The following is a 24709-nucleotide window of genomic DNA, read 5'->3' as shown; positions in this document are numbered from 1 at the left end:
ATAGTTGTTCAAGCGTCAGCCAACTTTCTATACACATCACCGTATTTTTGATTAGAAAGTGCCATTGCTTCTGCTAATGTCATTTTCTTTTGTGCTGTTTGTTTTTGTGTGGCTTGTTTTTGTTGCGCTTGATTTTCTGCTTTTTCCATAGTGCATCCTCCTTTTGCAGTAGTATATCACAATACTGAAAATGGGTGCTCATAAATCCTAATTTTGTGGCAGAAACTTAATGGAATCCCCTTTTTCGCGAACCTCTATAATCCATACTCTGATTTCACTCAAAACAATACTTGAATCCCCCTTCAGCCCTTATCTAGTAAGAAGCTATGATCTCGCAATACTCTGAAATCTGAATCTGTTTGGAACTTTTTCACTCTACATTCTTATGCAAGAAGTACCACTACCTATTAAAGTTTTATTGTGAATAACTGCTTTGTAATGCCATCAAAAAAAGAGCTATTCTCGGTCATACGAATAACCGGGAATAACTCTTTTCAGAAATCATTTTTAGAAAGAATGAATCAATAGTTTGAACCCATTTCTTATTATAGCAAGTAGTATGATCTAGTTTCTATCACTTCAAACTCGTACCTTTATTCTTATTATAAATATCAAACGCTACCGCCAGCAGCAATACTAGACCTTTAATCCCCTGCTGCCAGTCGATTCCGAGTCCGATCAGAGACATACCATTGTTCAATACCCCCATAACGAGACCACCGATAATTGCGCCGAATACCGTACCGATACCGCCGGCTGCGGATGCGCCGCCGATGAAGCAGGCTGCGATGGCGTCCAGCTCGAAGTTCGTACCTGCACGTGGCGTTGCTGCGTTCAGGCGAGCGGCGAAGATTAAGCCGGAAACTGCCGCCAGTACGCCCATGTTGACGAATACCCAGAACGTCACTTTTTTCGTTTTAACACCGGACAGTCCGGCTGCTTTTTCGTTACCACCGATCGCGTAGACGTGGCGACCCATCACCGTGCGGTTCATGACAAACGAATAGATGATGATGAGCAGGAACAGCAGCACCAGAATCGTTGGAATGCCGGCATAACTTGCCAGTACGAATGTAAACAGGTTGATGATCGCAATTACGAGCACCAGTTTACCGATAAACAGTCCTTGTGAACCGGTATCAAAATTGTATTTGCGCTGGGCGGCACGACCGCGCAGTTCGGTCCAGACGTACAGTACCGATAGTGCGATACCTGCGATAATCGCGACGATATTCGTTGCCGCATTTGTAAAATCAGGTACAAAGCCAGAGCTGATCTTCTGGAAACCGTTCGGGAATGGCGAGATCGATTGCCCTTCCAGCACGATCATAGTCAAACCGCGGAACAGCAGCATCCCGGCTAGTGTAACGATAAAGGCGGGAATACGCACATAGGCGACCCAGAAGCCCTGCCATGCGCCGATCAGACCACCGATGACGATCGATAGAATGACTGCCAGCACCGGGTTCATTTGCCAGTTAACCATAAAGATCGCGGAGATCGCTCCGACAAAGGCGGCGATAGAGCCGACGGACAGATCGATATGTCCAGTAATAATGACGAGTACCATCCCGATCGCGAGCACGAGAATGTAGCTATTTTGCAGGATCAGGTTGGTAATGTTGATCGGTTTGAGCAACAATCCTCCGGTTAAAACCTGGAATAGCAGCATGATGAAAATGAGGGCGATGATCATACCATATTGGCGAATATTGCCTTTGAACAGACGGCTGAGTCCGCCCTGTTTGTCTTTGTCTTTGACAGGCTTGCTTAATGTGGACATGGGTGTAGCTCCTTTCAATTGTTGTGTTGGGTGGGGGGGATTGGAGGCTTCGCGCGTTAGAGGCGCTCCGGGAAGGGATGGGGAACAGGCTCGGGTGGAGCACCGAGAATCTACGGATTAAGAGTGAGTGTAGATTCTCGCTGCTCCAAAGTCGCCCTTTTCCCCATTCCCTTCCCTCCGCTTTGTACGAGCGAAGAAGTACCAAGTCCCCTCCAAACATGGGTGTGGCATTGGGTGTGTATGGGTGGTTGAAAAGTCCTGCTATGTTTTAGTGTTTACGTTTGGGTTGATGAGTTTAAATTGATGAGTTTGGTTTAGAGTTTGGTTTAGAGTTTGGTTTAGAGTTTCCTTTAAAGTTTAGTTTTAAGTGCGTTGTATTGAGATTTGACGCTTTAATTATTGAATGTTTGGATGCTGCGCGTTTTGCGGTTGTATGAATTTTACAAGCTTGGGTCACCTGAAAACAGTTGAACCCGTTATACTTTTGCTTTATCGCGGGTCATGTAGGTCATTAATTTTTCCTGGGTTGCTTCTTCGCGGGTGACTTCGCCGGTGATTTGGCCGGCGTTCATGACGTAGATGCGGTCGCAGATGCCCAGGATTTCGGGTAGTTCGGATGAGATGACGATGATGCTTTTGCCCTCATCGGCGAGCTGGTTGATGATGGTGTAGATTTCGTATTTGGCGCCGACGTCGATGCCTCGGGTAGGTTCGTCGAGGATCAGGATGTCGGGATTGGAGAAGATCCATTTGCCGAGTACGACTTTCTGCTGGTTACCACCGCTCAGATTGCCTGTTTTTTGCAGAATGCTAGGTGTTTTGATTTTCATTCGTTTGCGCATATCTTCGGCGACGAGCACTTCTTCATGTTCGTTAACGACGGTGCCGCGTGATAAGCGTTCCAGTCCGGTCAGGGAAATATTGCGTTTAATATCGTCCATCAGTACAAGGCCGTAATGCTTGCGATCTTCCGTCACATAGGCGAAGCCATTGTCGATCGCCTGTGTGACATTGTTGTTGCGGATTTCTTTGCCGTCTTTGATGATGGTGCCGGAAATGTTTTTGCCATAGGAACGACCGAAGATGCTCATCGCCAGTTCGGTACGTCCAGAACCCATCAGTCCAGCAATGCCAACGATTTCGCCGCGGCGCACGTTCAGGTTAGCGTTGTGGATCATTTTGCGATCAGCATGTTGTTCGTGATACACGTTCCAATCGCGAATTTCCAGCGTCACGTCACCGATACGCGGTGTACGCTGCGGGTAACGGTGGGTCAGGTCGCGACCGACCATACCGCTAATGATGCGATCTTCGGTTACCGCATCCTTTTTCATATCCAGCGTCTCAATCGTCTGTCCGTCACGCAAAATGGTGACCGAATCGGCGACTTTGGCGATTTCATTCAATTTATGCGAGATGATAATACAGGAGATGCCCTGACTTTTAAAACCGAGCAGCAGCTCCAGCAGGTTCTCGCTGTCGTCTTCATTCAGTGCGGCTGTCGGCTCATCAAGGATAAGCAGTTTCACCCGTTTGGAAAATGCTTTGGCGATCTCGACCAGTTGCTGTTTGCCGACACCGATGTTGGTCACCAGTGTGCCCGGCGGTTCGCTGAGACCGACTTTATCCAGTAGTTCACGAGTGCGCTGCATCGTTTCGTTCCAGTCGATCACGCCGCCTTTTTTGCGTTCGTTACCGAGGAAAATATTTTCGGCAATGGACAGATAGGGAATCAGCGCTAGCTCCTGGTGAATGATGACGATCCCGAGTTCTTCGCTGTCTTTAATGTTGCGAAACTGGCAGGTTTGGCCTTCAAAAATGATGTCGCCGTCATAGCTGCCATAGCCGTATACGCCGCTTAGCACTTTCATGAGCGTTGATTTACCAGCGCCATTTTCGCCGCAGAGGGCATGGATTTCGCCTTTGCGTACTTTCAGATTTACGTTTTCCAGTGCTTTGACGCCGGGAAATGTTTTGGTGATGCCTTTCATTTCCAAAATGATGTTGTCGCGCATGGTGCAATCAATCTCCTTTCATTGGCTTGAAATGGGTGGCAGGGGGTGCGGGTTGCACGGGACCGCTTCGGGAAGGGATGGGGAACGGGCTAGGGTGGAGCACCGAGAATCTACGGATTAGGAGTGAATGTAGATTCTCGGTGCTCCAAAGTCGCCCTTTTCCCCATTCCCTTCCCTCCGCTCTGTGCAAAGGCATCCATGCCGTTTTCTGCGCGGGGGCAGGGAAGTTCAAAGGATTTAGAGATTTAGAGATTTGAGATTTTAAAGACTTATCAATTTTAAAGTTTGAAAAATTAAAGATTTATAGACTTTGATGTTTTAGAGACTTTAGAGACTTTAGAGACTTTAGAGACTTTAGAGACTTTAGAGACTTTAGAGACTTTAGAGACTTTAGAGACTTCAAAAATTTTAGGAGTTTCAGCATTTTTGAAATCTTGTATATTGTGTGAATTGTATCTGCTACTCTGACCGAGATTAATTTTAAATTGGCCTCAAGCTCTGAACGATAGAGACATGCCAGTACATGATCAAAGTTGAAATTTTGCATGGTCAACATATTAGCCAGGATATGTCTGTTACGGGCTTGGATGTGCGAGACATAGGTCATGTATTGGAAAAGAATAGCGTTCTTTTTACCAGTGAAAGTGTGAGTGAGCTTTCGACTTGTGCTACCTGGTTACAGGCATCATCTAAAGCGCGTTGTTCTCTCTTCTCTTTATTTTGCTGGTGCGTTGTTGCCGTATACTTCTTGTTCGGTATAGTAGTTGCTGCCGATGATTTGTTCTTTGACGTTTTCTTTGTCGACGGATACTGGGTCGAGCAAGTAGGCTGGGACAACCATGACGTTGTTGTTGTACGTTTTGGTGTCGTTTACTTCGGCTTTTTTGCCTTGCAGGATGCTATCGACCATGCCGACTGTTTTTTCGGCGAGTTTGCGTGTATCTTTGAAAATCGTCTGCGTTTGTTCACCGGCTACGATCGATTTGATCGATGCGAGTTCGGCATCCTGTCCGGTGATGATCGGTAGGGGCTTGTCGGCAGAGCCGTAGCCTACGCCTTTCAAGGACGAGATGATCCCGATGCTGATGCCGTCATATGGTGAAAGCACGGCGTCTAGTTTGTCGCTGCCATAGTAGGCACTGAGTAAATTATCCATCCTTGACTGAGCGAGTGAGCCGTCCCAGCGCAAGGTGGCAATCTGTGCCATCGTAGTCTGCTTACTGCGGACGACGAGTTTGCCGGAATCGATGTAAGGTTGCAGTACAGACATTGCACCGTTAAAGAAGAAATAGGCGTTGTTATCATCTGGCGAGCCGCCGAATAGTTCGATGTTGAACGGGCCTTTGCCTTTGTCGAGTCCGAGACGCTTCTCAATGTACGATGCTTGCAGTACGCCGACCTTGAAGTTATCGAAGGTCGCATAGTAGCTTAAGTAAGGTGTGTTCATAATTAGGCGGTCATATGAGATGACCTGAATGCCCTGTGCATGCGCTTTGCCGATCACGTCAGTTAATGTGTTGCCGTCGATCGCAGCGACGACGATTACGTCGACCTGCTTGGTGATCATATTCTCAATCTGGGAAATCTGGTTTTCGACGACATCCTCGGCATATTGGAGATCGGTTTTGTAGCCTTTGGACTGAAACAGCTGAACCATATTATTTCCGTCTGCTACCCAGCGTGCCGATGATTTGGTCGGCATGGCGATGCCAACATAGCCTTTCTCTCTGCTACCTGCACTGCTTTCCGCCAGATTGCAGGCACTGAGGGTGATCATCATCGCAGCGATTAGCAGCAGGATAAGTCCCCTTTTCATTACGGATGCTCCTTTCGTGAATATGCTGCAAGCAGCATGTTTTGGGAATGGATAGGAGGCGTTGGCAGAAGCTCGTTGATGCTGTAGGGTAGGATGTGTGTAGCTTCTGTTTTGCCGTTTGAGATGTTTTGGTAACGCTTTCGTAAATTAGGATAGCATTGGGATGGAAGTGGTGTCTTTGCGTTTATTTGACCTTTTTTATAAAAATCGGACTTAAGTTTAGTAGAGTATATTTTCTGTGCTTCTATGTGGTGTGTTAAAATGACCTGCACGTGACTGGAATGATATGTAGCAAAAATAGCCGTTAGCGAGTATACCTGTAGCTCGTTAATGGCTATTTTAAAAGGGTGCCTATATATGTGTTCATGATGACTATCATTCTTCATAACCTATTGAGATTACATATGATCCAACTTAAACTCTTTTCGATGACCATGTCCCCAGCTTAACGTAAACGTACCCGATAACTTCTTCTCCATCCATTGTGAATAAGCTTCATTGTTCATCGCAATCGACAATCCATATTCACTATAAGATCGTCGATCAATATTAATAAGCACTGCTTCATTCGTATAATACAAATAATCGCTCGCATCCGATGGCGCAGGTTTAAACGTTACCTGAACATTACGCATACTTCGAATCCATGTATGATTTTGGATATCCAACGAAAGATGGACAATTTTATAGTTTGAATAGTCGATAGGTTTGGAATACGCTTGGAGCACGTAATAATTACTGTCCATAACACGCTGAGCGTCTGCTCTGACATATTCGCTAAATTCCGAGCTACCTTCCAGTCGATCCGCTGCCAATGAAGTTAGTTTTATAGATGGAGGAAACAAAGCAAATATAGTGAATCCCATTACAGATTCGATGATTAAATAGCATAATACAACTGACAACATCATTTTTTTGAACATGAGTATCTCGTCATATCGCAAAATAGTGTATATAAACATGCGATTACTGTTCTTTTTAAAACAACAGTTTCACCCTGTACAATCAACTTGATCATGCCTACCCTACAATGATGATACAAATGGAGGACTTTCCCATGAAGCTAGAACGTCTCATCTCCATCATTTATAAACTGCTCAATCATAATGTGCTATCTGCGACTAAGCTGGCAGAGGAATACGGTGTGTCACCGCGCACGATTTATCGCGATATGGACACGATTGGTGCCGCTGGATTTCCGGTCGTATCGCATCAGGGAAGTCAGGGCGGTTATGGGCTGATGGACGGCTATAAGCTCGATAAAAGCCTGCTCGGTTCGCATGATGTCGCTTCGCTCATTACCGTGCTGCACAGTCTGTCCACGATGTTCGACGATACTGTCGTACAGGAAACGATTGAACGGCTGCAAAGTATCGAGCATGTGCAGCAGCTTCCACGATTGGACATTAATTTTCAATCGTATCATACAGATGTGACATTGTTACAGCTACTTCGGCAGGCGATTGCTGAGCAGTATGTTGTACATTTCCATTACATTAATGCGAGCAATACGCGTACTGCTCGCGAACTGGAGCCAGATCGGATTTATTTTAAATATGGGGCATGGTATGTGGCCGGTTATTGTCGATCGCGACAGAGTATGCGCGAATTTCGATTGTCACGCATGCTGGATACGGTGCTACGGAACCAGCATTTTAGCAAACGAGCGCAAGTAGCTACATCATATACCACTGGGAACGAACAACAACCCCCATCTGCCTCACCATCGGAGCGACTACGTTCTGATATCTATACAGAGATCGTTATTCGGGTCAGCAACGAAGCGCTAGCTAATGCACTGGATCAATTTCAGCATGCAAAACGGCAATTCCATGAGGATGGAAGCATGACTATTCGTCTCGTCATCACGTTGCAGCATCCAGCACAGTCCAAATGGCTGTACGGTACGCTGCTCAGTTTTGGTACGCATGCAGAAGTGCTTCATCCACCAGAAGTACGCACTATGCTGCACCACAAACTTCGTCAAATGCTAAGTAGTTATGAAAATGACCCTACTTAAATATTCCCAAAAAAAACGCCCCTACCCTGCGGAAGTATGACAGACTGTTGTCATACTTGCTTTGTTATACTCGGTTTGTCAATCATGATGTACATTACATATCCGAAGGAGTGCTAATTCATGAACAACACAACTCGCAACATGCTACGTTATCATCACTGGGCAAACGAGACGATGCTGACCCGTTTACAGGAACTGCCTGCGTCCGTATTTCATGAGGAGACGCTAAGTTCGTACCCGACCCTTTCAGCTACGCTCGGGCATATGTATGTAGTCGACCATATGTGGTATTTGGTACTTACTGGCACAGACATGTCCGCAGCATTGGAGCAGAGCATGCCGCTACTCCCATTAGGGAGCGAGTGGGATTTATCCCAATGTAGCGCTCGCTTTGAGGAGCAAAAGCAGCAGTATACAGAGTGGATCGAACAAGCTGATCTGACGCAAACTATGATGCTGAACAACCCTTACGCTGGTGTACGTGAACTAGCGCTGGAAGAAATGGTATTACAGGTCGTGAATCATGGCACCTATCATCGGGGGAATATGACGACGATGTTGCGGCAGCTAGGCTATCCATCGGTGATGAACGACTATATTTTGTATCTGTATCAGCAGTCGGAACCATCCCCATCTGGCTCGCTTGATTCGGTTAGATCATCTGATTGTAATCCGTCATGAACTATGGATACTAAACAATAGGAAAAAACGTGCTTGCGTAGCGTCTAACGTTTGTGATTTCGATGCTCAAGCTAATTCAACATCTAACTAGCAGCGATCTGTTTTCGAACGATACGACTCGGACTCAGATCGCGAAAGGAGCCGCATGTCGACACAACCTATTCTCCCAATCACCTCACGAGCAGCGTGGCGCGAATGGCTACAACAACATCATCAGGATACCGCCTCTTGCTGGATTGCGGTCAGTATCAAATCAGTAGATGACGTACTCCTTTATCTGGATGCTGTAGAGGAAGCACTCTGCTTCGGCTGGATTGATGGTATGAAAAAGAAAACGCCAGACGGTGTACTTGCCCAGCGCATGTCACCGAGAAAGCGTAACAGCTCATGGACAGAGCTGAATAAAGAGCGCGTACGCCGGCTGGAACGGCTTGGGCTAATGACTGCTGCTGGACGACATGTATTGCCGGATATGGACATTGAGCATTTCACGATCGATGATGAGATTATGGAGCAACTACAGCGTGAAGGAAATGGATATGCTCATTTTATAGCTTTTCCGGAGTTGTATCGAAGAATACGTATCGACACGATTCAAAGTGTGCGCCACCAGCCTGATTTGTTTGCCAGCCGACTGAATAAATTGATCGAGCATACACAAGCTAATCGCATGTATGGACAGTGGCATGATGGTGGGCGTTTGTGGACTGACGCGGATGGCAAACATTCTTAATGGCGCAATAGTGTAACTTTTGTAGATTCTATATATTTTACACAAATGATTGTATAGATGTTGTAAGCAGTCGATCAGCTTCTGAACAAGCGCCAACTTTAGCTCAAGCTGGCAATTTCCTTAAATTCAGTCTGATGATCCAGCGGACAGGACAACTCGTAGCAACGCCGTATCTTGTCGCCGTCTAGCTCAAAAATAGCGATTAGCTCCACCTGTCCACGTTTGCGGTCTTTCTTTGCCACATCGACTGTATAGCGTAAAGTTGCCGTTTGTAACGGCTCATCATACACATAATGGGTAAATGGCGAAATTTGTATAGATTGTACCTCCTGTCGCAGCATACGAATATGATGCTTGAATTGTGCCAGATCGCTACGTACACCATCGGTAACCTGTACGTATTCCGGTACAAAATACCGATCAATACACGTATCGTCCATACCGATAACGACATCACGATACATGGCATTTAACAAAGTCAGTGCTTCGGATTTGCTTAGTTGTCTGGTCATAGTCTAACCCTCCAGTTAATATGTCGGTGTAAAAGTGAGCTGGGCTGCATTTCATACGACGTGCGCGTTGGCTTACATTTTGCTCAGCAGATTCAGATGCTACTGATCTGAATCTGCAAATCTCGTCTCCGTTTGCGAATCTGCTAGGCGGTACCATTCATCTAGACAGTAAGTACAGAGACGGTAGCCCTTTCACCTGCTATATTCTCGCAAGTTCAAAGTTCAAAGTGATTATACATACTCTGCCCATGTATGCAAAAAGCGAATAATCGTCGTCAATTCCGCCTCGTCAAACTGACTGAACAGTTGCTCATACTGCTCCAATAAGCGATTATGCAATCGTTCATGGATCGTAGCAAGCTGCTCTCCTGCTGGTGTAAGTGCATAATACACTTCTCTTAAATTATGCAGTCGGCGCACTTCGCGAATTAGTTCGTGCTTTAGCAATATGGCGGTCGCTTTCGTAACGGCTGGTCGTGAAATGCGCAATTGCTCTGCCAGATGCATATTGTTGACTTCGCCCTGTGTGTGCAAAATAGACAACAGGTGTAGTTGTGTAATCGTCCATTTGCGAGCAGGCGCTTCCATCTCGGCTGCCATTTGCTCAGCCAGTTGTTGTTGTCGTTGTACATTGTCTTCGCGCTTGAGCAATAGCTGCTCTACCGCTTGAAATGCCTGTTGTTGCGTTGGGTTCATAGCGTAAACTCCTTTTTATAGTTAACCGGTTAATAATTATAGTTTACTGGTTAACTATATAATAGTCAATGATACCTTTTTGCTATACTGTCCTGTCTGCATCAGGGCATATCTTTAAACTATCCACCTCGTCATTTGAGCAATCAAACCAATTACCTTGTAAATGAACGGAATCAACTATATTGAAGTCTGAAGCAAACCAACCTCAGCGAACGGTTATAAAGCAGCTTGAAGACACGCCTTCGTAACTGGCAAGCTGATGTTTTCACGCCCTGCCATTACCGAGAAGCAGATGCATAACAAGTTCAGCAACGATCTGTCTACCGCGTATCAACCAATTCAAGCCAGCTCTCCTGTCCAGCTGCTTACGCAAGGCAGTGGATAGAAAAGCTGGCTTGCTATGATCGAGTAGCTGTGAAATGGCTAAGCAATAAAGCAACATATTTTACCGAATCTGTTCTATATTCGTTCTATATTAGCTCCATACTCATGTACCGCTCCCCATTATCCGGCGCAATACAGAGTACCTTTTTCCCTGCTCCAAGCCGCTTTGCTTCCTGCACGGCTGTCCATACTGTTGCCGCCGATGATGGGCCGAGCAGCAAGCCTTCCTGCATTGCTAGCTCTTTCATCATTGACAACGCATCCTCATCCGCAACCTGTACAATCTCATTATAGATCGATGTATTCAAAATCGCTGGCACAAAGCCAGGACTGGTGCCGACTAGCTTGTGTGGGCCGGGCTGACCGCCGGATAAAACAGGCGAGCCTTTTGGCTCCACTACGACAATACGTAAATAGGGCAAATGATCGCGCAGCGTCTCTCCTGTACCTGTGATCGTGCCGCCGGTTCCTGCCGAAGCGACAAATGTATCCAGCTGCCCTTCCATCTGTTCCAAAATCTCCAGTGCTGTCGTATGCCGATGTGCATCTGCATTCGCAGGATTATCGAATTGACGCGGCATATAACTGTTCGGGATTTCGTCCAGCAACTGCTCGGCTTTGCGAATGGCGCCGGGCATTTTCTCAGCGGCAGGCGTAAGCACGACCTGTGCTCCATACGCTTTTAAAATGCTAATGCGTTCCTGTGACATATTGTCCGGCATGATCAAAATCGCACCGTATCCGCGTGCTGCGGCATTCATCGCCAGCCCGATGCCGGTATTGCCACTGGTCGGCTCAATAATCGTGCTGCCCGGCTGTAGCTCGCCAGATTTCTCTGCCTGCACGATCAGATTGAGTGCCGCACGGTCTTTAACACTGCCGCTCGGGTTAAAATATTCCAATTTCACATATACATCTGCCCATTCCGGTGAGGTCACACGGTTTAATTTTAAGACCGGTGTATCGCCAACAAGCTCACTAATATGTTGTACTACTTTGCTGTTCATGAATGATGCTCCTTTGATGTGTAACATCGCATTTTTGATCGATTATATACGTAGAAATGAGCGCTAGTTATCATTGATCCTATGCGTAAATTAATTAGAAAGTGAACTAGCTGTAATCGATCATACGCTTAAATCAATTAGAAAGTGGACTAGCTGCAATTGATCATACGCGCAAATTGATTAGAAAGTGAACTAGCTGTAATCGATCATATTCGTCGTTCAAACCGCAACTAGCGTTAATTGCTCATTGTTCACGCCGCCCCCTACAATAGGGTCGTCTTCTTCTCCAACTCCCGATAATATTCGATCTTGTCGCTAATATTATGAAGATGTGTGTGCAACTGCGCTAGCTGTTGTTCTAGCTGTAAGTGATGCTGCTCAAGCATTTCTCTGCGTGCTGATGCGGTCGTATCGCCCTGACTGCGTAGCTCAGCAAATTGCTGCATGCCTGCAATCGGCATGCCTGTATCACGTAAACGCAGCAAAAATTGTACCCAGCTCACATCCTGTTCGCTATATACGCGGTAGCCCTGCTCATTGCGCTGCACGTCACGTAACAAGCCAATTCGCTCATAATAGCGGAGCGTATGTGCACTAAGTCCAGTCATCCCCGTCATTTCCTGTATCGATCGTGTGTTTTCCATACGTTTACTATAGCATATTGTCGATCTTAGCAAAGCGTATGCCCATGCCAAAATGGATTCAGCTTCAATGATCGGCAAAATGGTCTTAGCACATTTCAATAAACTTCTAACTTCTAATTCATGCTTTAAAGTTTGTGCTTGCCTTTGAGCGCACTCTAAGCTTTATGCTGAATACAGAAAGGCATATGGTCATCAGCACATCGTATAAAACAGTTTGCGGTACGGCGATGTATGCCTTAATATGTTCACCACTTTTATTGGAGCAGGAGGTTTACCCCTATGACTGAACACACACAGCAGGCTACAGGCAATGAGCAAAGTCGGTATGATCGAGGATGGGACAAATTGAAGACAATAGACGGACAGGCAGGAGAGCGGGTAATCGCTTCGCTTCAGGATATTGCACCTGATCTGGGACGGTATGTGATCGAGTATGCATTTGGCGACATTTATTCACGTCCGACGCTGGATAGTCGGCAACGCCAGCTCGTTACGCTTGCCACACTAACGACGCAAGGTGGCTGTGAAGCGCAACTTCATGTACACGTTAATGCTTCGCTTAATGTGGGTCTAACGACAGCGGAAATTGTAGAAGCGATTATGCACTGCTCGCCGTATACGGGATTCCCTCGTGTACTCAATGCGATGACGGTAGCTAAGCAGGTGTTTCAGGAGCGTGGATTGTTACCGCTCGTTTAAATCAACTATAGATTGATGCGGCAAGCGTATAGGAACCTATTTCATAAGTGAGCTTACACAGAGACGCTCATACTAGAAATTAATGAGACAGGTAGACTACACATTAAAATGCAGTAACATAATTGGTTGTACGATACGCTATATAAGCTAAAATGATACTCTGTTCAAATGGACAATCAAAGTATTTCATATCGCGTTTACCGTTTATATCTAAAAGCTTTAAACAACGTATAGACAAATCCGATTGTATTCAGCCTTTAGTGTTGGATACAATCGGATTCTTTTTTATATCGATTTTTTACGTACACGCCTCAAAAGACGTAGGTATTTCTCACGTTTTTCAATACACGATTAAATTCGTATTTCCCTGCCAACTGTACTTTTGACTATTCTTTTACGATGCTCATCATAAATAAGTTTACAGGTTGATCAAAAACTGTCTATAATCATTTACATATCGTTATCCTTTACACTATGTTAATGATTATAATCGTGTTGAATGTCTACTCTATTTATCATCCATGCACATCAATAATGATTCCTACAGCTAAATGCTATGATCATTACGCTTTAGTAGAATCATTTTAGTAAACGCACCACATAGGATCTTACGCCTCATCTCCAACACCTTCCACACCAAAGGAGCTTTTACCCATGACAGATTCATCTGTACTTCGTTCCGGGCGGGGCTTTCCGCTCGGTATTTTAATGCTTAATTTATTTATTGCCCTGCTCGGTCAGGGGATGGTCATTCCGATTTTGCCGCAATATTTACAGCAGTTCGATGCAGCAGGAACGGCGGCAGGATATCTAGTAGCTGCGTTTGGTGCAGCACAGTTTATTTTTTCACCGATTGGCGGACGCATGTCTGATCGTTTCGGGCGCAAACGGATGATTCTGGCAGGGTTATTTTTAACAGTCATCTCCGATTATATCTTTGCTGTATCGTATAATCTGCCTGCCCTGTATATCGCGCGCTTTATCGGTGGGATTGGGCTGGGCATTATGGTGCCTTCTGTGCTCGCATATGTAGCAGATGTGACCACATCACATACACGCGCCAAAGGGATGGGTTATCTTAGCGCAGCGATGAATCTTGGCATGGTGCTTGGTCCCGGACTGGGCGGTTTGATCGCTACCTATGGCATTCGTGTTCCCTATCTGGTTGCCGCAGCGCTCGGTCTGGTCGCAACGATCATGACGCTATGGCTCAAAGAAACGTTGCCACCGGAACGTCGTACCTCTGCCATCCAGGGTAGCAACAAACCGCAGACGTCCATGATCCGCCAGCTGGGGCAATCGTTCCATCGTCCGTATTTCCGCTATTTGCTGCTCATTCTGGTGATGACTTTTGGATTGATGACGTATGAAACGGTCTATTCCCTCTATGTTGAGCAAAAGTATGGCTTTACCGCCTCCGAGATCGCGATCATTATCACACTAGGTGCCATTGTGGGGATTGTCGTACAAATCTGGGCGCTAGATCGCGTCATTCGCTGGCTGGGCGAATACCGACTGATTCGGCTCTCGCTCGTTATTACGGCTGTAGCGTTACTGCTCATGCTAGTTCCGGTCAATCTAGCATATTTACTAGCGGTATCGGCATTGTTTTTCGCGTTTAATGCCTTTTTGCGGCCAACGGTGAATACACTGCTTGCCAATCATGCAGGTGATGATGAGCAGGGCTTTGTCGCTGGACTGAATACGACGTATGGTAGCATCGGCAGTATTATCGGACCTGTCGTGGCAGGGACGTTGTTTGACAAACATATCGAGCTTCCGTATATTGTGGGTGCTATTATTCTTATCGCTACGCTTGCGCTCGTGCGCGAAACGTCTGCATCAACAGCCAAGCGTAACCCAATACCGACGGACGATCATACGTCTTAATCGTCTGCTACCAAAGGAAGGTTTATGATGAATGAACAGGAATCGTGGCACCAGCATGTGCGCAGTCAACATCGTGAGGAGCTGATCGGAGCAGGACAACAGCTATTTATGCAGCGCAATTTTCCCGATATTCGAGTGAATGATATTTGTAAGCTTGCCGGGATGAGCCGCGTGACATTTTATAAGCATTTTAACGATATCAATGAAGTGGTGTTTGAAGTACAAATGCGTATTTTAACCCATATGACCGACTGGCTTGTCGCTGCCGATCGCCCAGAACGTACTGGATACGAGCGGTTGAAAGCGATCTTGCATAGCTGGGTCGATTATGCACGCCAGCATGGCAACGAGCTGCGTTTTATCGTGTTATTTGATCTGTATTATGACGGCATGCCGATCAATGATGAGCTTCGTCAGCGATATGAGCAATTCGTTTATGATGGGCAAAAAAGTGGCTTTCTGCTCCATCCGTTACAAGCAGGTATCGCGGACGGCTCGTTGTTTGCAGAGCTTGATCCTGATCGCGCCGGTACGCTTATTTTCCAGACAATTATGGGGGTGTTACAGCGGCTTATTCTTAGCAACCATCATTATCGTTTTCAGTCCAATGCACTGGATGAGATGGACTTGCCTGTAATTACGATGTTGCTCCACTATGTTGCTTCATCGCCAGATGCGCGTTGACTGTGATGACTGCGAGATGTGATCACACGCCCGACCAATTGGCTACTCTATTAGACGACTGAGCGGGTACAGGTGCAGAATATGAAGCAATCAGGTTCCACTTGACCGAATGTGATTATGAAATAGGAAGTATGGAATGTGCGATATAAAGTATGTGATATGGAGTATGGAAGCCAAGACCTTGACGTTTTGCACAATGAAGCAATATATCTTCAAGTTAGACATGAAAAAAAGACCACATGCTACGATGAGGTCTTTTTCTTATTTTATAAATATACTGCTTCTTATTTGTAACTATACTGCCCTTTATTCAGGTGCAAGCAGATACTGGTGGTACATCACCAGCAAGCGCATTCTGCTCAATCTCAAAGCCCAGGTCTTCAATCATCTGATAGTCCAGCGTCGCTTCCTGTCCCGGTGTAGTGAGATAATCGCCGACAAAAATGGAATTGGCAGCATACAGCGCTAGCGGCTGCAATGTACGCAAATTCAACTCTCGTCCACCAGCAACGCGGATTTCTTTTGTAGGGCAGATCAGGCGTAACAACGCAACAATACGCAATCCGCGCATCGCCGGTGTACGTCCCTGATGTTCCAGCGGCGTACCTGCGATGGGATTGAGAAAATTGACTGGAATCGAATCGGCATCCAGTTTCCGTAACGCAAAAGCAAGCCTGACAAGCTGCTCATCCGTCTCACCCATGCCCGCAATAAAACCAGAACATGGCGACATGCCGCTCTGTTTTACATGTTCTACGGTCTGCTCGCGCTGTTCATAGCTATGTGTCGTTGTAATGTTGTCATAATGATCGCGGCTTGTATTCAAATTGTGATTGTATCGATGGACACCGGCAGTAGCGAGCTGAGAAGCCTGCTCATCGTTTAACAAACCAAGACAGGCGCAGATTTTGAGTGGCATCGTGGCGCGAATTTCTTGTACAGCCTCGATCACCTGCTCCAGCTCACGACCGCTCGGACGTCTGCCAGAAGCAACGATGCAATAGGTACCAGCCTGGCGATTCATCGCTTCACACGCTCCGGCAAGCAATGTTTCTTTATCCAGCAAGCTATACTTTTGCACAGGTGCAGTCGAAACGATCGACTGTGAGCAGTAGCCACAATCTTCGGGACAAAGACCGCTTTTGGCGTTGATGATCATGTTGAGTTTAACGCGTTTACCATAGTAGTGGCGGCGGACTCGAAATGCAGCCTGAAGCAATGGCAGCAATTGATCGTCATCGGCTTGTAGTACGGATAAGGCTTGCTCATATGTGAGCTGGTGTCCGTTTAGCGCGAGATCGGCGAGCTGCTCCCAGTTGGTAGTGAGGGTAGATGAATTCATAAATTAGATTCTCCTTTCAATTGTTAACCTTATATTATAAAATAGGTTAACAATTAATTTGCGATTCGTCCAGTTCGTTTTCATAAGAACGTCATACCAAATGTTAAAAAATACGATGCTGATCCAGTAGATGATTTATGATGAATGTAGGTGCCCCGTCATATAGTTACACAATTAGCAGCACAATGGACAGCTAGGGGCACAAGCTCCAATGTAGATCTACATAGTCGGTACATAGGCAATTTTATAAATGAAGGAGATTTACTATGAAGACTGTACATCGTTCTCGAACAAAGAAAATACGCGGTTGGAAAAGACGCAAACGAAGTATTCAACTCTGGCGAGAACAGATGATCGAGCTGGATATAGAGACGATGCGAAGTGAAGATTTCGATTATGCGAAGCTATGGATTTATCCGTTTTACTCCATAGCTCCCATCAATCCACCGCACTGGTTTCAGCGCTTGTTGTTGAGTGAGATGATCGACGTGTATGCCCACTGGCAGAAACGTATGGAGCAGGAACAGGAGCCTTTTTATTTGAAAATATGGTTGTATGAGCCGAACTTTATTTTATCGCAAATTGTAGTGGCGTATCGAAGCAGGCTGAACTTTTATGATCACCATTTTCAGCCCGTTTCAACAAGTCAGCCTTTTCCATTTGCCTCGACAGGTAAACTTGGTGAGCAGCTGCAACAACTGGATTGGCAGTTATGTATCCAGGAAGAGCTGTATTGGAGTAAGGAGTTGCAACACAATGTAGCCAAAGGAGTACAAACGGAAGCCGAAGTGCAATGTTTGATCGATCGTGCGTACGCTACCGAAACTGTGCAATATGGTGGCGAGGAGCAGACGGTGTATAACGTGCGGACGGGCAATGTGTGGTTAGGGACTTGGAAAACGAACTAGATTATAGATTAACATCCTATCTGGTATCGTTAGCTCTCCCCTTTCATCAAAAATCTACTCCGCTAAATAATCAACATAAACAGCAAAAAGTCACTCCTCTGGTAACTCCCTTTCATCCACAAATACAATTCGGCATCCAGCTGCCTAATCTATTGCTAATGCTAAAGGTAGTCTAGCCATCGTTAGAGTGACTTTTATACTTGGTTTATTTACAGGCTATTCGTCAGATGGATTGTGATATCGTTATGATGAAACTAATTACTATAGATCTAATTACTATAGATCTAATTACCCTGAATCTAATTACCGTATATCTAATTACTGTGTATCTACAAGTTCATCCCCATCGCAATTTCCCCATCATACTAAACATCTAAACACGACTGTTATCCATCAATTCAACGGCTCCCGTTCCGCCTGCTCCCGATCAATCCCCTTCTCCTTAAGTGCCGGCTTCAGCTCATCCTTCGCCAGCTTCCACAGCGGCACACCGGTACGATACGCCGCGCGTGCGTTCAAATGCCCTGCAATCGGTGCCGTCACAAACACGAACAGGATCGCCAGCAAGATGCGCATACTCGGATACCCATCATAAATCCAGAAGAACAGGAAGGCGCCGACGAGCACGAACAATACGCCGAGCGTAGCGCTTTTGGTCGCTGCGTGCGCACGTAAATACACGTCGGGGAAACGGATGATCCCGAATGCGCTCAGTACACTGAGTACCGCCCCGGCTACGATCAGAATCGCAATTAGCGGCTCACCGATCGTCTGTATGATCCCCATCATCCCGGTCGTCTCCGCTCTCGTATTCATGCTCGATCACCACCCCTCGTTCGATATATTTGGCAAAGGCTACCGTTCCGATAAAAGCGAGAATGGCTACCAGCAGCATGACTTCCAGAAATGCCTGCGTATCCAGCATCATCGATAGCACGGCGATCATCGCGATCAGATTCACACCAATCGTATCCAGCGCGGTAATCCGGTCGGTCATCGAAGGCCCTTTGAGTACCCGGTACATACAGCCTGCGATCGCCAGTGATAGCAGTACGAGTGTGATCGTCATTGCCATTTGTAGTATGGACATTACCGGGTCACCTCCTTGATCGCTCGTTCGAATGTATTGCGGATATTATGCGACAGCTCTTCCTCATCCTTAATGTCAATCGCATGGATATAAGCTAAATGCTGCTCACGCGATACTTCGATCAATACCGTACCCGGTGTGAGCGAGACGAGCGTAGACAGCAGCGTCAGCTCCCAGTCTGAGTTCAGATCAGTCTCATACGTCAAAATGCCGGGATTGATATCCAGCTTCGGACTAATAATGTATCGCAGTACAACCATACTTGATTTGAACAGCTCGGAGAAAAAGAGCAAGATCAGCTTGAATGCCGCCCATAGCTTCCGTCCGTAAAAAGGCTGTGGGAAAAATCGCTTTAATCCGAAGATAAGCAGCAAGCCGATCAGATAACCGATCATAAAGTTAAGTCCGTTCCATGTCGTATTGAGCGCCATCCATACAAGTGCAATGACCAGATTCAATATAATTTGAAATCCCATCGCTTAACCGCCCCCCAGTACAGCTTGCACATACACGGCTGGTTGTACTAGCACCGATGCCGCGTCAGCAATATAGGTTTGAATCCAGCCTGCGCCGAGTCCGATGACAATCACGAGCACGAATAATACGGAAGCCGATGCCATCAGCGGCTTGGGACGGAACGTGCCCCAGTGATGATCCAGCACGTTCTCGCTAGCATCCGATAGCAAGCTTGGATTACCTGCTTCGGCAATCCACTCCCGATACACTTCATCGGGCACATGTCGCTGATCATCCGCAAGAGGACGCTCCTTGCCCCAGAAGCCGAGCATGAAAATACGCATCACCGAGTACAGCATCACCAGACTGGTCACCAGACTTAGAATCGTCAGTGTATACCAGCCCCGTTCAAATCCACCCTGCACAATCAGTAGCTTACCGACGAAACCGCTCAGCGGCGGTACGCCAGCCAGCGCGAGTGCAGAGACGAAGAACATCCAGCCTGTCAGCGGAATACGCTTGATCAGACCGCTCATCTGCTGTAAGCGAGCTGTGCCCGCAGCTCCGATCATCACCCCTGCCAGCATGAACAGCAGCGCCTTGATGATCATATCGTGCAACATATAAAAAATAGCACCTTCCAGTCCTGCACGATTCGCTGTTGCCAGGCCGAAAGCAATCAAACCGACACCTGCGATTACGTTATACGCCAGAATGCGATTCACCTCACGGTACGCAATCGCGCCAACGACACCGAGAATCATCGTTGCAATACCGAGCCAGCCGATCAATGTGTACACAAACCCTATATCCTGATAAAAGATCAATGTGAATGTACGCATAATCGCATACAGACCTACTTTGGTCAGCAGTGCGGCGAAGATCGCCGTAACGACGGTTGGTGGCGCTGTGTATGGCCCTGGCAACCAGTAGAATAAGAATAATCCTGCCTTTAAGCTGAATACCGTCAATAACATCAGTGCAATGACGCTCAAAATGCCATTTTGCCCGACTTCTGTAATACGTTCAGATAAATGCGCCATATTGAGCGTACCTGTTGCCGCATACAGATAGGCCATCGTTGCGACGAACAGAGACGAGGATACGATATTGATCAAAATATATTTTAGTGTCTCCCGTAACTGACGCTTCGTTCCACCCAGCACAACGAGTGCATAGGATGAAATCAGCATCACCTCAAAGCAGACAAACAGATTAAACAAATCGCCCGTCAAAAACGATCCATTAACCCCTACCAGCAAAAATTGAAAAAACGGATAAAAGTGATGTTGCTCTCGTTCTTCCCCAATGCTGGCAAATGCATAAAATAAACAAACCGTTCCGAGAATCGAGCTGGTCAGTACGAGCAGCGCTGCAAACATATCGGCAACGAGCACGATACCATATGGAGCGATCCAACCGCCCATAGGTAGTAACTGAATCCCTCCTGCATGAACCTCACCGACGAGCACAAGCGCTACACCGACACAGAGCAGCATCGAGATCGCTCCAACGATACGCTGGAAGCGAATATGACTGCGTCCGAATATTTGTAATACCGCTGCAAGCAGTGGAATAAGCAGCGGGAAAATCAATACATTATTGGCCACCTTTGCGCTTCACCTCCTCCATATCATCCGTTTTCAGACGTAGATAGGAGCGATACGCCAGTACGAAGAAAAAGGCGGTAACTCCAAAGTTAATCACAATCGAAGTCAAAATGAGCGCCTGTGGCAACGGATCGACATATGAACCGGACTCTTCGCCTAATAGTGGCGGCGCTCCCGTTTTCAATCCCGACATCGTCATCAGCAGCATATGCACAGCATGCGTCAAAATCGAAGTACCGAGAATAATCCGCAATAAGCTGCGTGACAGAATCAAATATACCGCTACCGCAAACAGTATGCCTACAGCAATCGACATCCATATTTCCATATTATCGATCCTCCCCTATTTGCAAAATAATCGTCATCGTCACGCCAATTACTGTCAGGAACACGCCCAGATCGAAGATCATCGCCGTCGCCAGCTCGGTTTTACCGAGCAGTGGCAGCTCCACATAAGCAAACGTATGACTGAGGAAAGGAACACCGAACAGGAAAGAGCCAATGCCCGTTATATACGCAATGCCAAGCCCGGTGGCGATCAGATCGCGATAATCGATCGGAATGACGCGCCGCGCTAGCTCTACATTGAAGGAGAGGGCCAGCAGCACCAATGCCGAAGCTGCCATCAGACCGCCGATAAAGCCACCGCCTGGATTGTTATGTCCAGCGAAGAACAAATACAATGCAAACGTAAGAATGACAAACACAATGACTTTGGTGCCTGTAGCGAGAATGACGTCATTACTTTTAAACAAATTCATATTTTTGGAAATCGTATGGGCTTCCTTACGTGTACGTCCTACCGGAACACTTGGCGCAGGTTCCAGCTTCGGCTTCACGTATAACACGCGTGCACCCGTATCACGCACTTTCATTTGCAACTGAATCATCGCATAAATGCCAAGTGCTGCAATGCCCAGCACGGTAATTTCAAGAAATGTATCAAAGCCACGGAAATCGACCAGAATAACGTTAACCACATTGTCGCCGCCGCCAAGATCATGACTATTTTGTACAAAATAACCCGAAATGCTTTCAAACTTACTGCTTCCACTGGCGGCAAGCGCCACAAATGTCATCACCACACCTACACCGACCGCAATCACGCCATTTAACCAGCGCGAACGCTTCGTACTCACCTCACGCCGCAATTCAGGCATATGGTAGAAACAGAGCAGGAATAGCACAACTGATACGGTTTCTACAATCATCTGGGTGAGCGCAAGATCAGGTGCGCGGAACAAGACAAAGAACATCGTAATAATGTAGCCAACAGCACCCGTCATAATGACCGCAATCAGACGCTGACGAGCAAGTGGCACCGCTACTGCTGCCCCAACGAGTAGCAGCAACAATACCGCTTCATAGATCGTAATCGGCGCCGAGCCTTCGGTGTTGAGCGAGATGCCCTGCGCGCGAATTAATCCGACGCCAATCAACCCGATAAAGAAGATGAAAATATACACTAAATAATGGTGCACCGATCCGCTCATATAACGAGTTGTTAAGCCTTTGGACAGTCGTTCACTGTAATGAAGCAGACTATCATACAAATGATTGAGCGTCAGCCGAGCCGGGTAGCGACCATAGATGCCTTTCCAGCGTGGCAATAGTTTATACAGCAATATACCGAGTACAATAATACCGATCGTCATCCAGAGTGCCGGCGTAAAGCCATGCCAGAACGAAATATGCACATCAAAATGTCCACTTGCTGGCACAATGCCCGGCAATATCGCTCTCATTGCAGGTTCGATGAGACTGTTGGATAGCACATTAGGTACAAAACCAAATCCGATCACGAGCAGCGCCAGTACCGCAGGCGGCAGCAGCATTCCCCAGGCTGGTTCATGTGGCTTCGCATCGAGTTTGTCTGGCTGATAGCGTCCGCCAAATGTTTTGAAAATAAAGATCATACAGTAAACGAACGTGAACACACTACCGAGAAACGCAAGGATTGGGAATAAAATCCCCCATGTACTGAGGCTGAAAAAGTTCGCATGGGTTAGCTCCACCATCGCCTCCAAAAACATCTCTTTGCTCAAGTAGCCATTAAATGGTGGTACACCTGCCATCGAGAAGCCGCTAATACACGCGATCGTGAACGTGATCGGCATCATCGTCATAATTCCGCCCAGCTTACGCATATCCCGTGTGCCGGTCTCATGGTCAACAATCCCTGCGACCATAAACAGCGCGCCTTTAAACGTAGCATGGTTGATCAAATGGAATATAGCCGCAGTCGTTGCCCCAGCATATAGCAGCGATTCCTCACCTATTCCAACATGCACAGCCGCCGATCCAGCGCCGAGTAGTGACATGATCAGACCGAGCTGTGATACGGTCGAATACGCAAGCAGCGCCTTCAAGTCGGTTTGTCGTACCGCCATAATTGAGCCATAACACATCGTAATTATACCGCCCAGCGATACGATCCAGAACCATTCCACCTGTCCGGCAAAAATCGGACTAAAACGAGCGACCAGATACAAGCCTGCTTTGACCATCGTTGCCGAGTGCAAATATGCACTGACCGGCGTCGGTGCTTCCATCGCATCCGGTAACCAGATATGAAATGGAAACTGAGCTGATTTGGTAAATGCACCGATCAGCACGAGCACCATTGCAAGTAAGAACAATGGATGATCGCTAATATTGCCCAGCAGCGAAATCGTTTCGCGAATACTCCACGTATCGGTCAAACTATGCAGCAACACAAAGCCTGCCAGCATGGCAAATCCGCCAAACACAGTAATCAACATCGACTTGAGTGCTCCATAGCGTGACCGATCCCGTTCATACCAGAACGCGATTAACAGGAAGGACGATATACTCGTCAGCTCCCAAAAGGTGTACAGTACGATCATATTATCCGATAGTACAATACCGAGCATCGCGCCCATGAACAGCAGCAAATACAAATAAAATCGATGGATGGCTTCCTGCTCCGGGTCAAGATAATAAATGGAATACAGCACGACGAGCGCACCGATCCCGGTAATCATTAGCGCAAACAACAGCGCTAGCCCATCCATATACACGGTAAAATGTATACCGAGCGACGGTATCCACGGCAATGTAGATACGTTCGCTGATGTCTCACGAACAACAGGCAAATACGTCAAAAGCAATCCGAACAACACCACTGGTAAAATCAATACGAACCAGCCGGTATGTATATTCCTGAACCGTTTACGAATGACAGGAACGAATGCAGCAAATAGAAATGGCGCCATAATGGCAGCATGCAGTACAGACACTCTCCTAAGCACCCCCATATTCAGATGGTTAGTCAGCAAGCAACGTCAAACGTCACCTGTGCGATAAAACCGCGCGCAGCTATGAAAAACAAAGTCCCTCATTTTATAGTACCCATAAATACACCCTAACGAATTATAAAGCGCTAAAATGACTAAATATGGCGAAATTTCGAAAAAAAGACAAAGAGGAGCCTATGTTGACAGGCTCCTCCGAGTGTATCGCAATATATAATTTAGGGTTACTTGCGCACGAATTTGATTGGATCAAACACCATCACTTTAGCAAAAAAACGTAGTATTGGCAAGTACACTGCCATCAAACGCGTCCCCATTCCGACTCAACGGCTCTCGATCAGGCGTTTCGCATAGTCTGATCAACTCGCCTATATGTACGACACCATCATCACTGGCATTGTGAATGACAGGATGCTTTAATTCGCATCATACATATAGATCGAGTGTACGTATAACCCTCCCTC

At 46.7% G+C, this 24709-nt stretch carries 23 protein-coding genes; 7 read left to right on the top strand and 16 right to left on the bottom strand.

The features are described 5' to 3' along the window. Nucleotides 1–8: 8 nt before the first annotated feature. From AAHF22_RS09485 to AAHF22_RS09465, 5 genes are all read right to left on the bottom strand, one after another. Nucleotides 9–149, bottom strand: a complete 141-nt coding sequence (locus AAHF22_RS09485) for a hypothetical protein (RefSeq protein WP_347324760.1) — start codon at nt 147–149, stop codon at nt 9–11. A gap of 425 nt (nt 150–574) precedes the next feature. Further along, a complete protein-coding gene (gene mmsB, locus AAHF22_RS09480) occupies nt 575–1783 on the bottom strand; it encodes a multiple monosaccharide ABC transporter permease (RefSeq protein WP_347324759.1) in 1209 nt (402 codons plus the stop codon). Nucleotides 1784–2259: 476 nt separating this feature from the next. Then, complete coding sequence (mmsA, locus tag AAHF22_RS09475) at nt 2260–3798, bottom strand: multiple monosaccharide ABC transporter ATP-binding protein (protein WP_347324758.1); 1539 nt, start codon at nt 3796–3798, stop codon at nt 2260–2262. Nucleotides 3799–4513: 715 nt separating this feature from the next. Then, complete coding sequence (chvE, locus tag AAHF22_RS09470) at nt 4514–5614, bottom strand: multiple monosaccharide ABC transporter substrate-binding protein (protein WP_347324757.1); 1101 nt, start codon at nt 5612–5614, stop codon at nt 4514–4516. Between the two features lie 398 nt (nt 5615–6012). Next, a complete protein-coding gene (locus AAHF22_RS09465; RefSeq protein WP_347324756.1) occupies nt 6013–6249 on the bottom strand; it encodes a hypothetical protein in 237 nt (78 codons plus the stop codon). Nucleotides 6250–6671: 422 nt separating this feature from the next. Between AAHF22_RS09465 and AAHF22_RS09460 the strand changes: the two genes are divergently transcribed. The 3 genes from AAHF22_RS09460 (at nt 6672) to AAHF22_RS09450 (ending at nt 9048) form a co-directional block, all read left to right on the top strand. Next, nucleotides 6672–7634 (top strand): helix-turn-helix transcriptional regulator, encoded by a 963-nt coding sequence (locus AAHF22_RS09460; RefSeq protein WP_347324755.1) that lies wholly within the window; start codon nt 6672–6674, stop codon nt 7632–7634. A gap of 120 nt (nt 7635–7754) precedes the next feature. Beyond that, nucleotides 7755–8315 carry a DinB family protein gene (locus AAHF22_RS09455; protein WP_347324754.1) on the top strand — a complete coding sequence of 187 codons (561 nt, stop codon included), beginning with the start codon at nt 7755–7757 and terminating at the stop codon, nt 8313–8315. 145 nt (nt 8316–8460) lie between these two features. Further along, nucleotides 8461–9048: a YdeI/OmpD-associated family protein gene (locus AAHF22_RS09450; protein ID WP_347324753.1), complete on the top strand. Its 588-nt coding sequence runs from the start codon at nt 8461–8463 to the stop codon at nt 9046–9048. A 98-nt stretch (nt 9049–9146) separates the two neighbouring features. Here AAHF22_RS09450 and AAHF22_RS09445 read toward each other — a convergent pair whose 3' ends face one another. The 4 genes from AAHF22_RS09445 to AAHF22_RS09430 all read right to left on the bottom strand — a co-directional run bounded on the left by AAHF22_RS09445 (nt 9147) and on the right by AAHF22_RS09430 (nt 12291). Beyond that, nucleotides 9147–9560 (bottom strand): nuclear transport factor 2 family protein, encoded by a 414-nt coding sequence (locus tag AAHF22_RS09445; RefSeq protein ID WP_347324752.1) that lies wholly within the window; start codon nt 9558–9560, stop codon nt 9147–9149. 231 nt (nt 9561–9791) lie between these two features. Beyond that, nucleotides 9792–10256, bottom strand: a complete 465-nt coding sequence (locus tag AAHF22_RS09440) for a MarR family transcriptional regulator (protein WP_347324751.1) — start codon at nt 10254–10256, stop codon at nt 9792–9794. 470 nt (nt 10257–10726) lie between these two features. Further along, nucleotides 10727–11647 (bottom strand): cysteine synthase A, encoded by a 921-nt coding sequence (gene cysK, locus AAHF22_RS09435; RefSeq protein WP_347324750.1) that lies wholly within the window; start codon nt 11645–11647, stop codon nt 10727–10729. A gap of 263 nt (nt 11648–11910) precedes the next feature. Next, nucleotides 11911–12291, bottom strand: coding sequence for a MerR family transcriptional regulator (locus AAHF22_RS09430; RefSeq protein WP_347324749.1), 381 nt, complete (start codon nt 12289–12291; stop codon nt 11911–11913). Between the two features lie 279 nt (nt 12292–12570). Here AAHF22_RS09430 and AAHF22_RS09425 point away from each other — a divergent pair, with 279 nt between their 5' ends. The 3 genes from AAHF22_RS09425 (at nt 12571) to AAHF22_RS09415 (ending at nt 15564) form a co-directional block, all read left to right on the top strand. Further along, nucleotides 12571–12990, top strand: a complete 420-nt coding sequence (locus AAHF22_RS09425) for a carboxymuconolactone decarboxylase family protein (protein ID WP_347324748.1) — start codon at nt 12571–12573, stop codon at nt 12988–12990. 654 nt (nt 12991–13644) lie between these two features. Further along, on the top strand, nt 13645–14880 hold the full coding sequence (locus AAHF22_RS09420; RefSeq protein ID WP_347324747.1) for an MFS transporter: 1236 nt from the start codon (nt 13645–13647) through the stop codon (nt 14878–14880). Nucleotides 14881–14907: 27 nt separating this feature from the next. Beyond that, nucleotides 14908–15564 carry a TetR/AcrR family transcriptional regulator gene (locus AAHF22_RS09415; RefSeq protein ID WP_347324746.1) on the top strand — a complete coding sequence of 219 codons (657 nt, stop codon included), beginning with the start codon at nt 14908–14910 and terminating at the stop codon, nt 15562–15564. Nucleotides 15565–15874: 310 nt separating this feature from the next. Here AAHF22_RS09415 and bioB read toward each other — a convergent pair whose 3' ends face one another. Further along, a complete protein-coding gene (bioB, locus tag AAHF22_RS09410; protein WP_347324745.1) occupies nt 15875–16906 on the bottom strand; it encodes a biotin synthase BioB in 1032 nt (343 codons plus the stop codon). 266 nt (nt 16907–17172) lie between these two features. Between bioB and AAHF22_RS09405 the strand changes: the two genes are divergently transcribed. Next, the gene (locus tag AAHF22_RS09405; RefSeq protein WP_347324744.1) at nt 17173–17814 is read left to right on the top strand and encodes a hypothetical protein; all 642 of its coding nucleotides are present in this window, start codon (nt 17173–17175) and stop codon (nt 17812–17814) included. 393 nt (nt 17815–18207) lie between these two features. Here the strand turns inward: AAHF22_RS09405 and mnhG are convergent, their stop codons facing one another. The 6 genes from mnhG to AAHF22_RS09375 are packed head-to-tail and all read right to left on the bottom strand — an operon-like array spanning nt 18208 to nt 24230. After that, entirely contained in the window at nt 18208–18630 is a 423-nt protein-coding gene (mnhG, locus tag AAHF22_RS09400; RefSeq protein WP_371834041.1) for a monovalent cation/H(+) antiporter subunit G, read from the bottom strand. Next, nucleotides 18575–18904, bottom strand: coding sequence for a Na(+)/H(+) antiporter subunit F1 (locus tag AAHF22_RS09395; RefSeq protein WP_371834040.1), 330 nt, complete (start codon nt 18902–18904; stop codon nt 18575–18577). The genes mnhG and AAHF22_RS09395 overlap by 56 nt, the downstream gene beginning before the upstream one ends. After that, nucleotides 18904–19380 (bottom strand): Na+/H+ antiporter subunit E, encoded by a 477-nt coding sequence (locus AAHF22_RS09390; protein ID WP_347324743.1) that lies wholly within the window; start codon nt 19378–19380, stop codon nt 18904–18906. Before AAHF22_RS09390 ends, AAHF22_RS09395 begins: the two co-directional genes overlap by 1 nt. A gap of 3 nt (nt 19381–19383) precedes the next feature. Further along, a complete protein-coding gene (locus tag AAHF22_RS09385; protein ID WP_347324742.1) occupies nt 19384–20970 on the bottom strand; it encodes a Na+/H+ antiporter subunit D in 1587 nt (528 codons plus the stop codon). Next, nucleotides 20960–21298 carry a Na(+)/H(+) antiporter subunit C gene (locus AAHF22_RS09380; RefSeq protein ID WP_188773450.1) on the bottom strand — a complete coding sequence of 113 codons (339 nt, stop codon included), beginning with the start codon at nt 21296–21298 and terminating at the stop codon, nt 20960–20962. Before AAHF22_RS09380 ends, AAHF22_RS09385 begins: the two co-directional genes overlap by 11 nt. Nucleotide 21299: 1 nt before the next feature. Continuing rightward, nucleotides 21300–24230, bottom strand: a complete 2931-nt coding sequence (locus AAHF22_RS09375; RefSeq protein WP_347324741.1) for a Na+/H+ antiporter subunit A — start codon at nt 24228–24230, stop codon at nt 21300–21302. Nucleotides 24231–24709: the final 479 nt, after the last annotated feature.

This window comes from Paenibacillus wenxiniae (assembly GCF_039822605.1).
GTDB lineage: Bacteria > Bacillota > Bacilli > Paenibacillales > Paenibacillaceae > Saccharibacillus > Saccharibacillus wenxiniae.
This window is presented reverse-complemented; position numbering and strand designations above follow the sequence as displayed.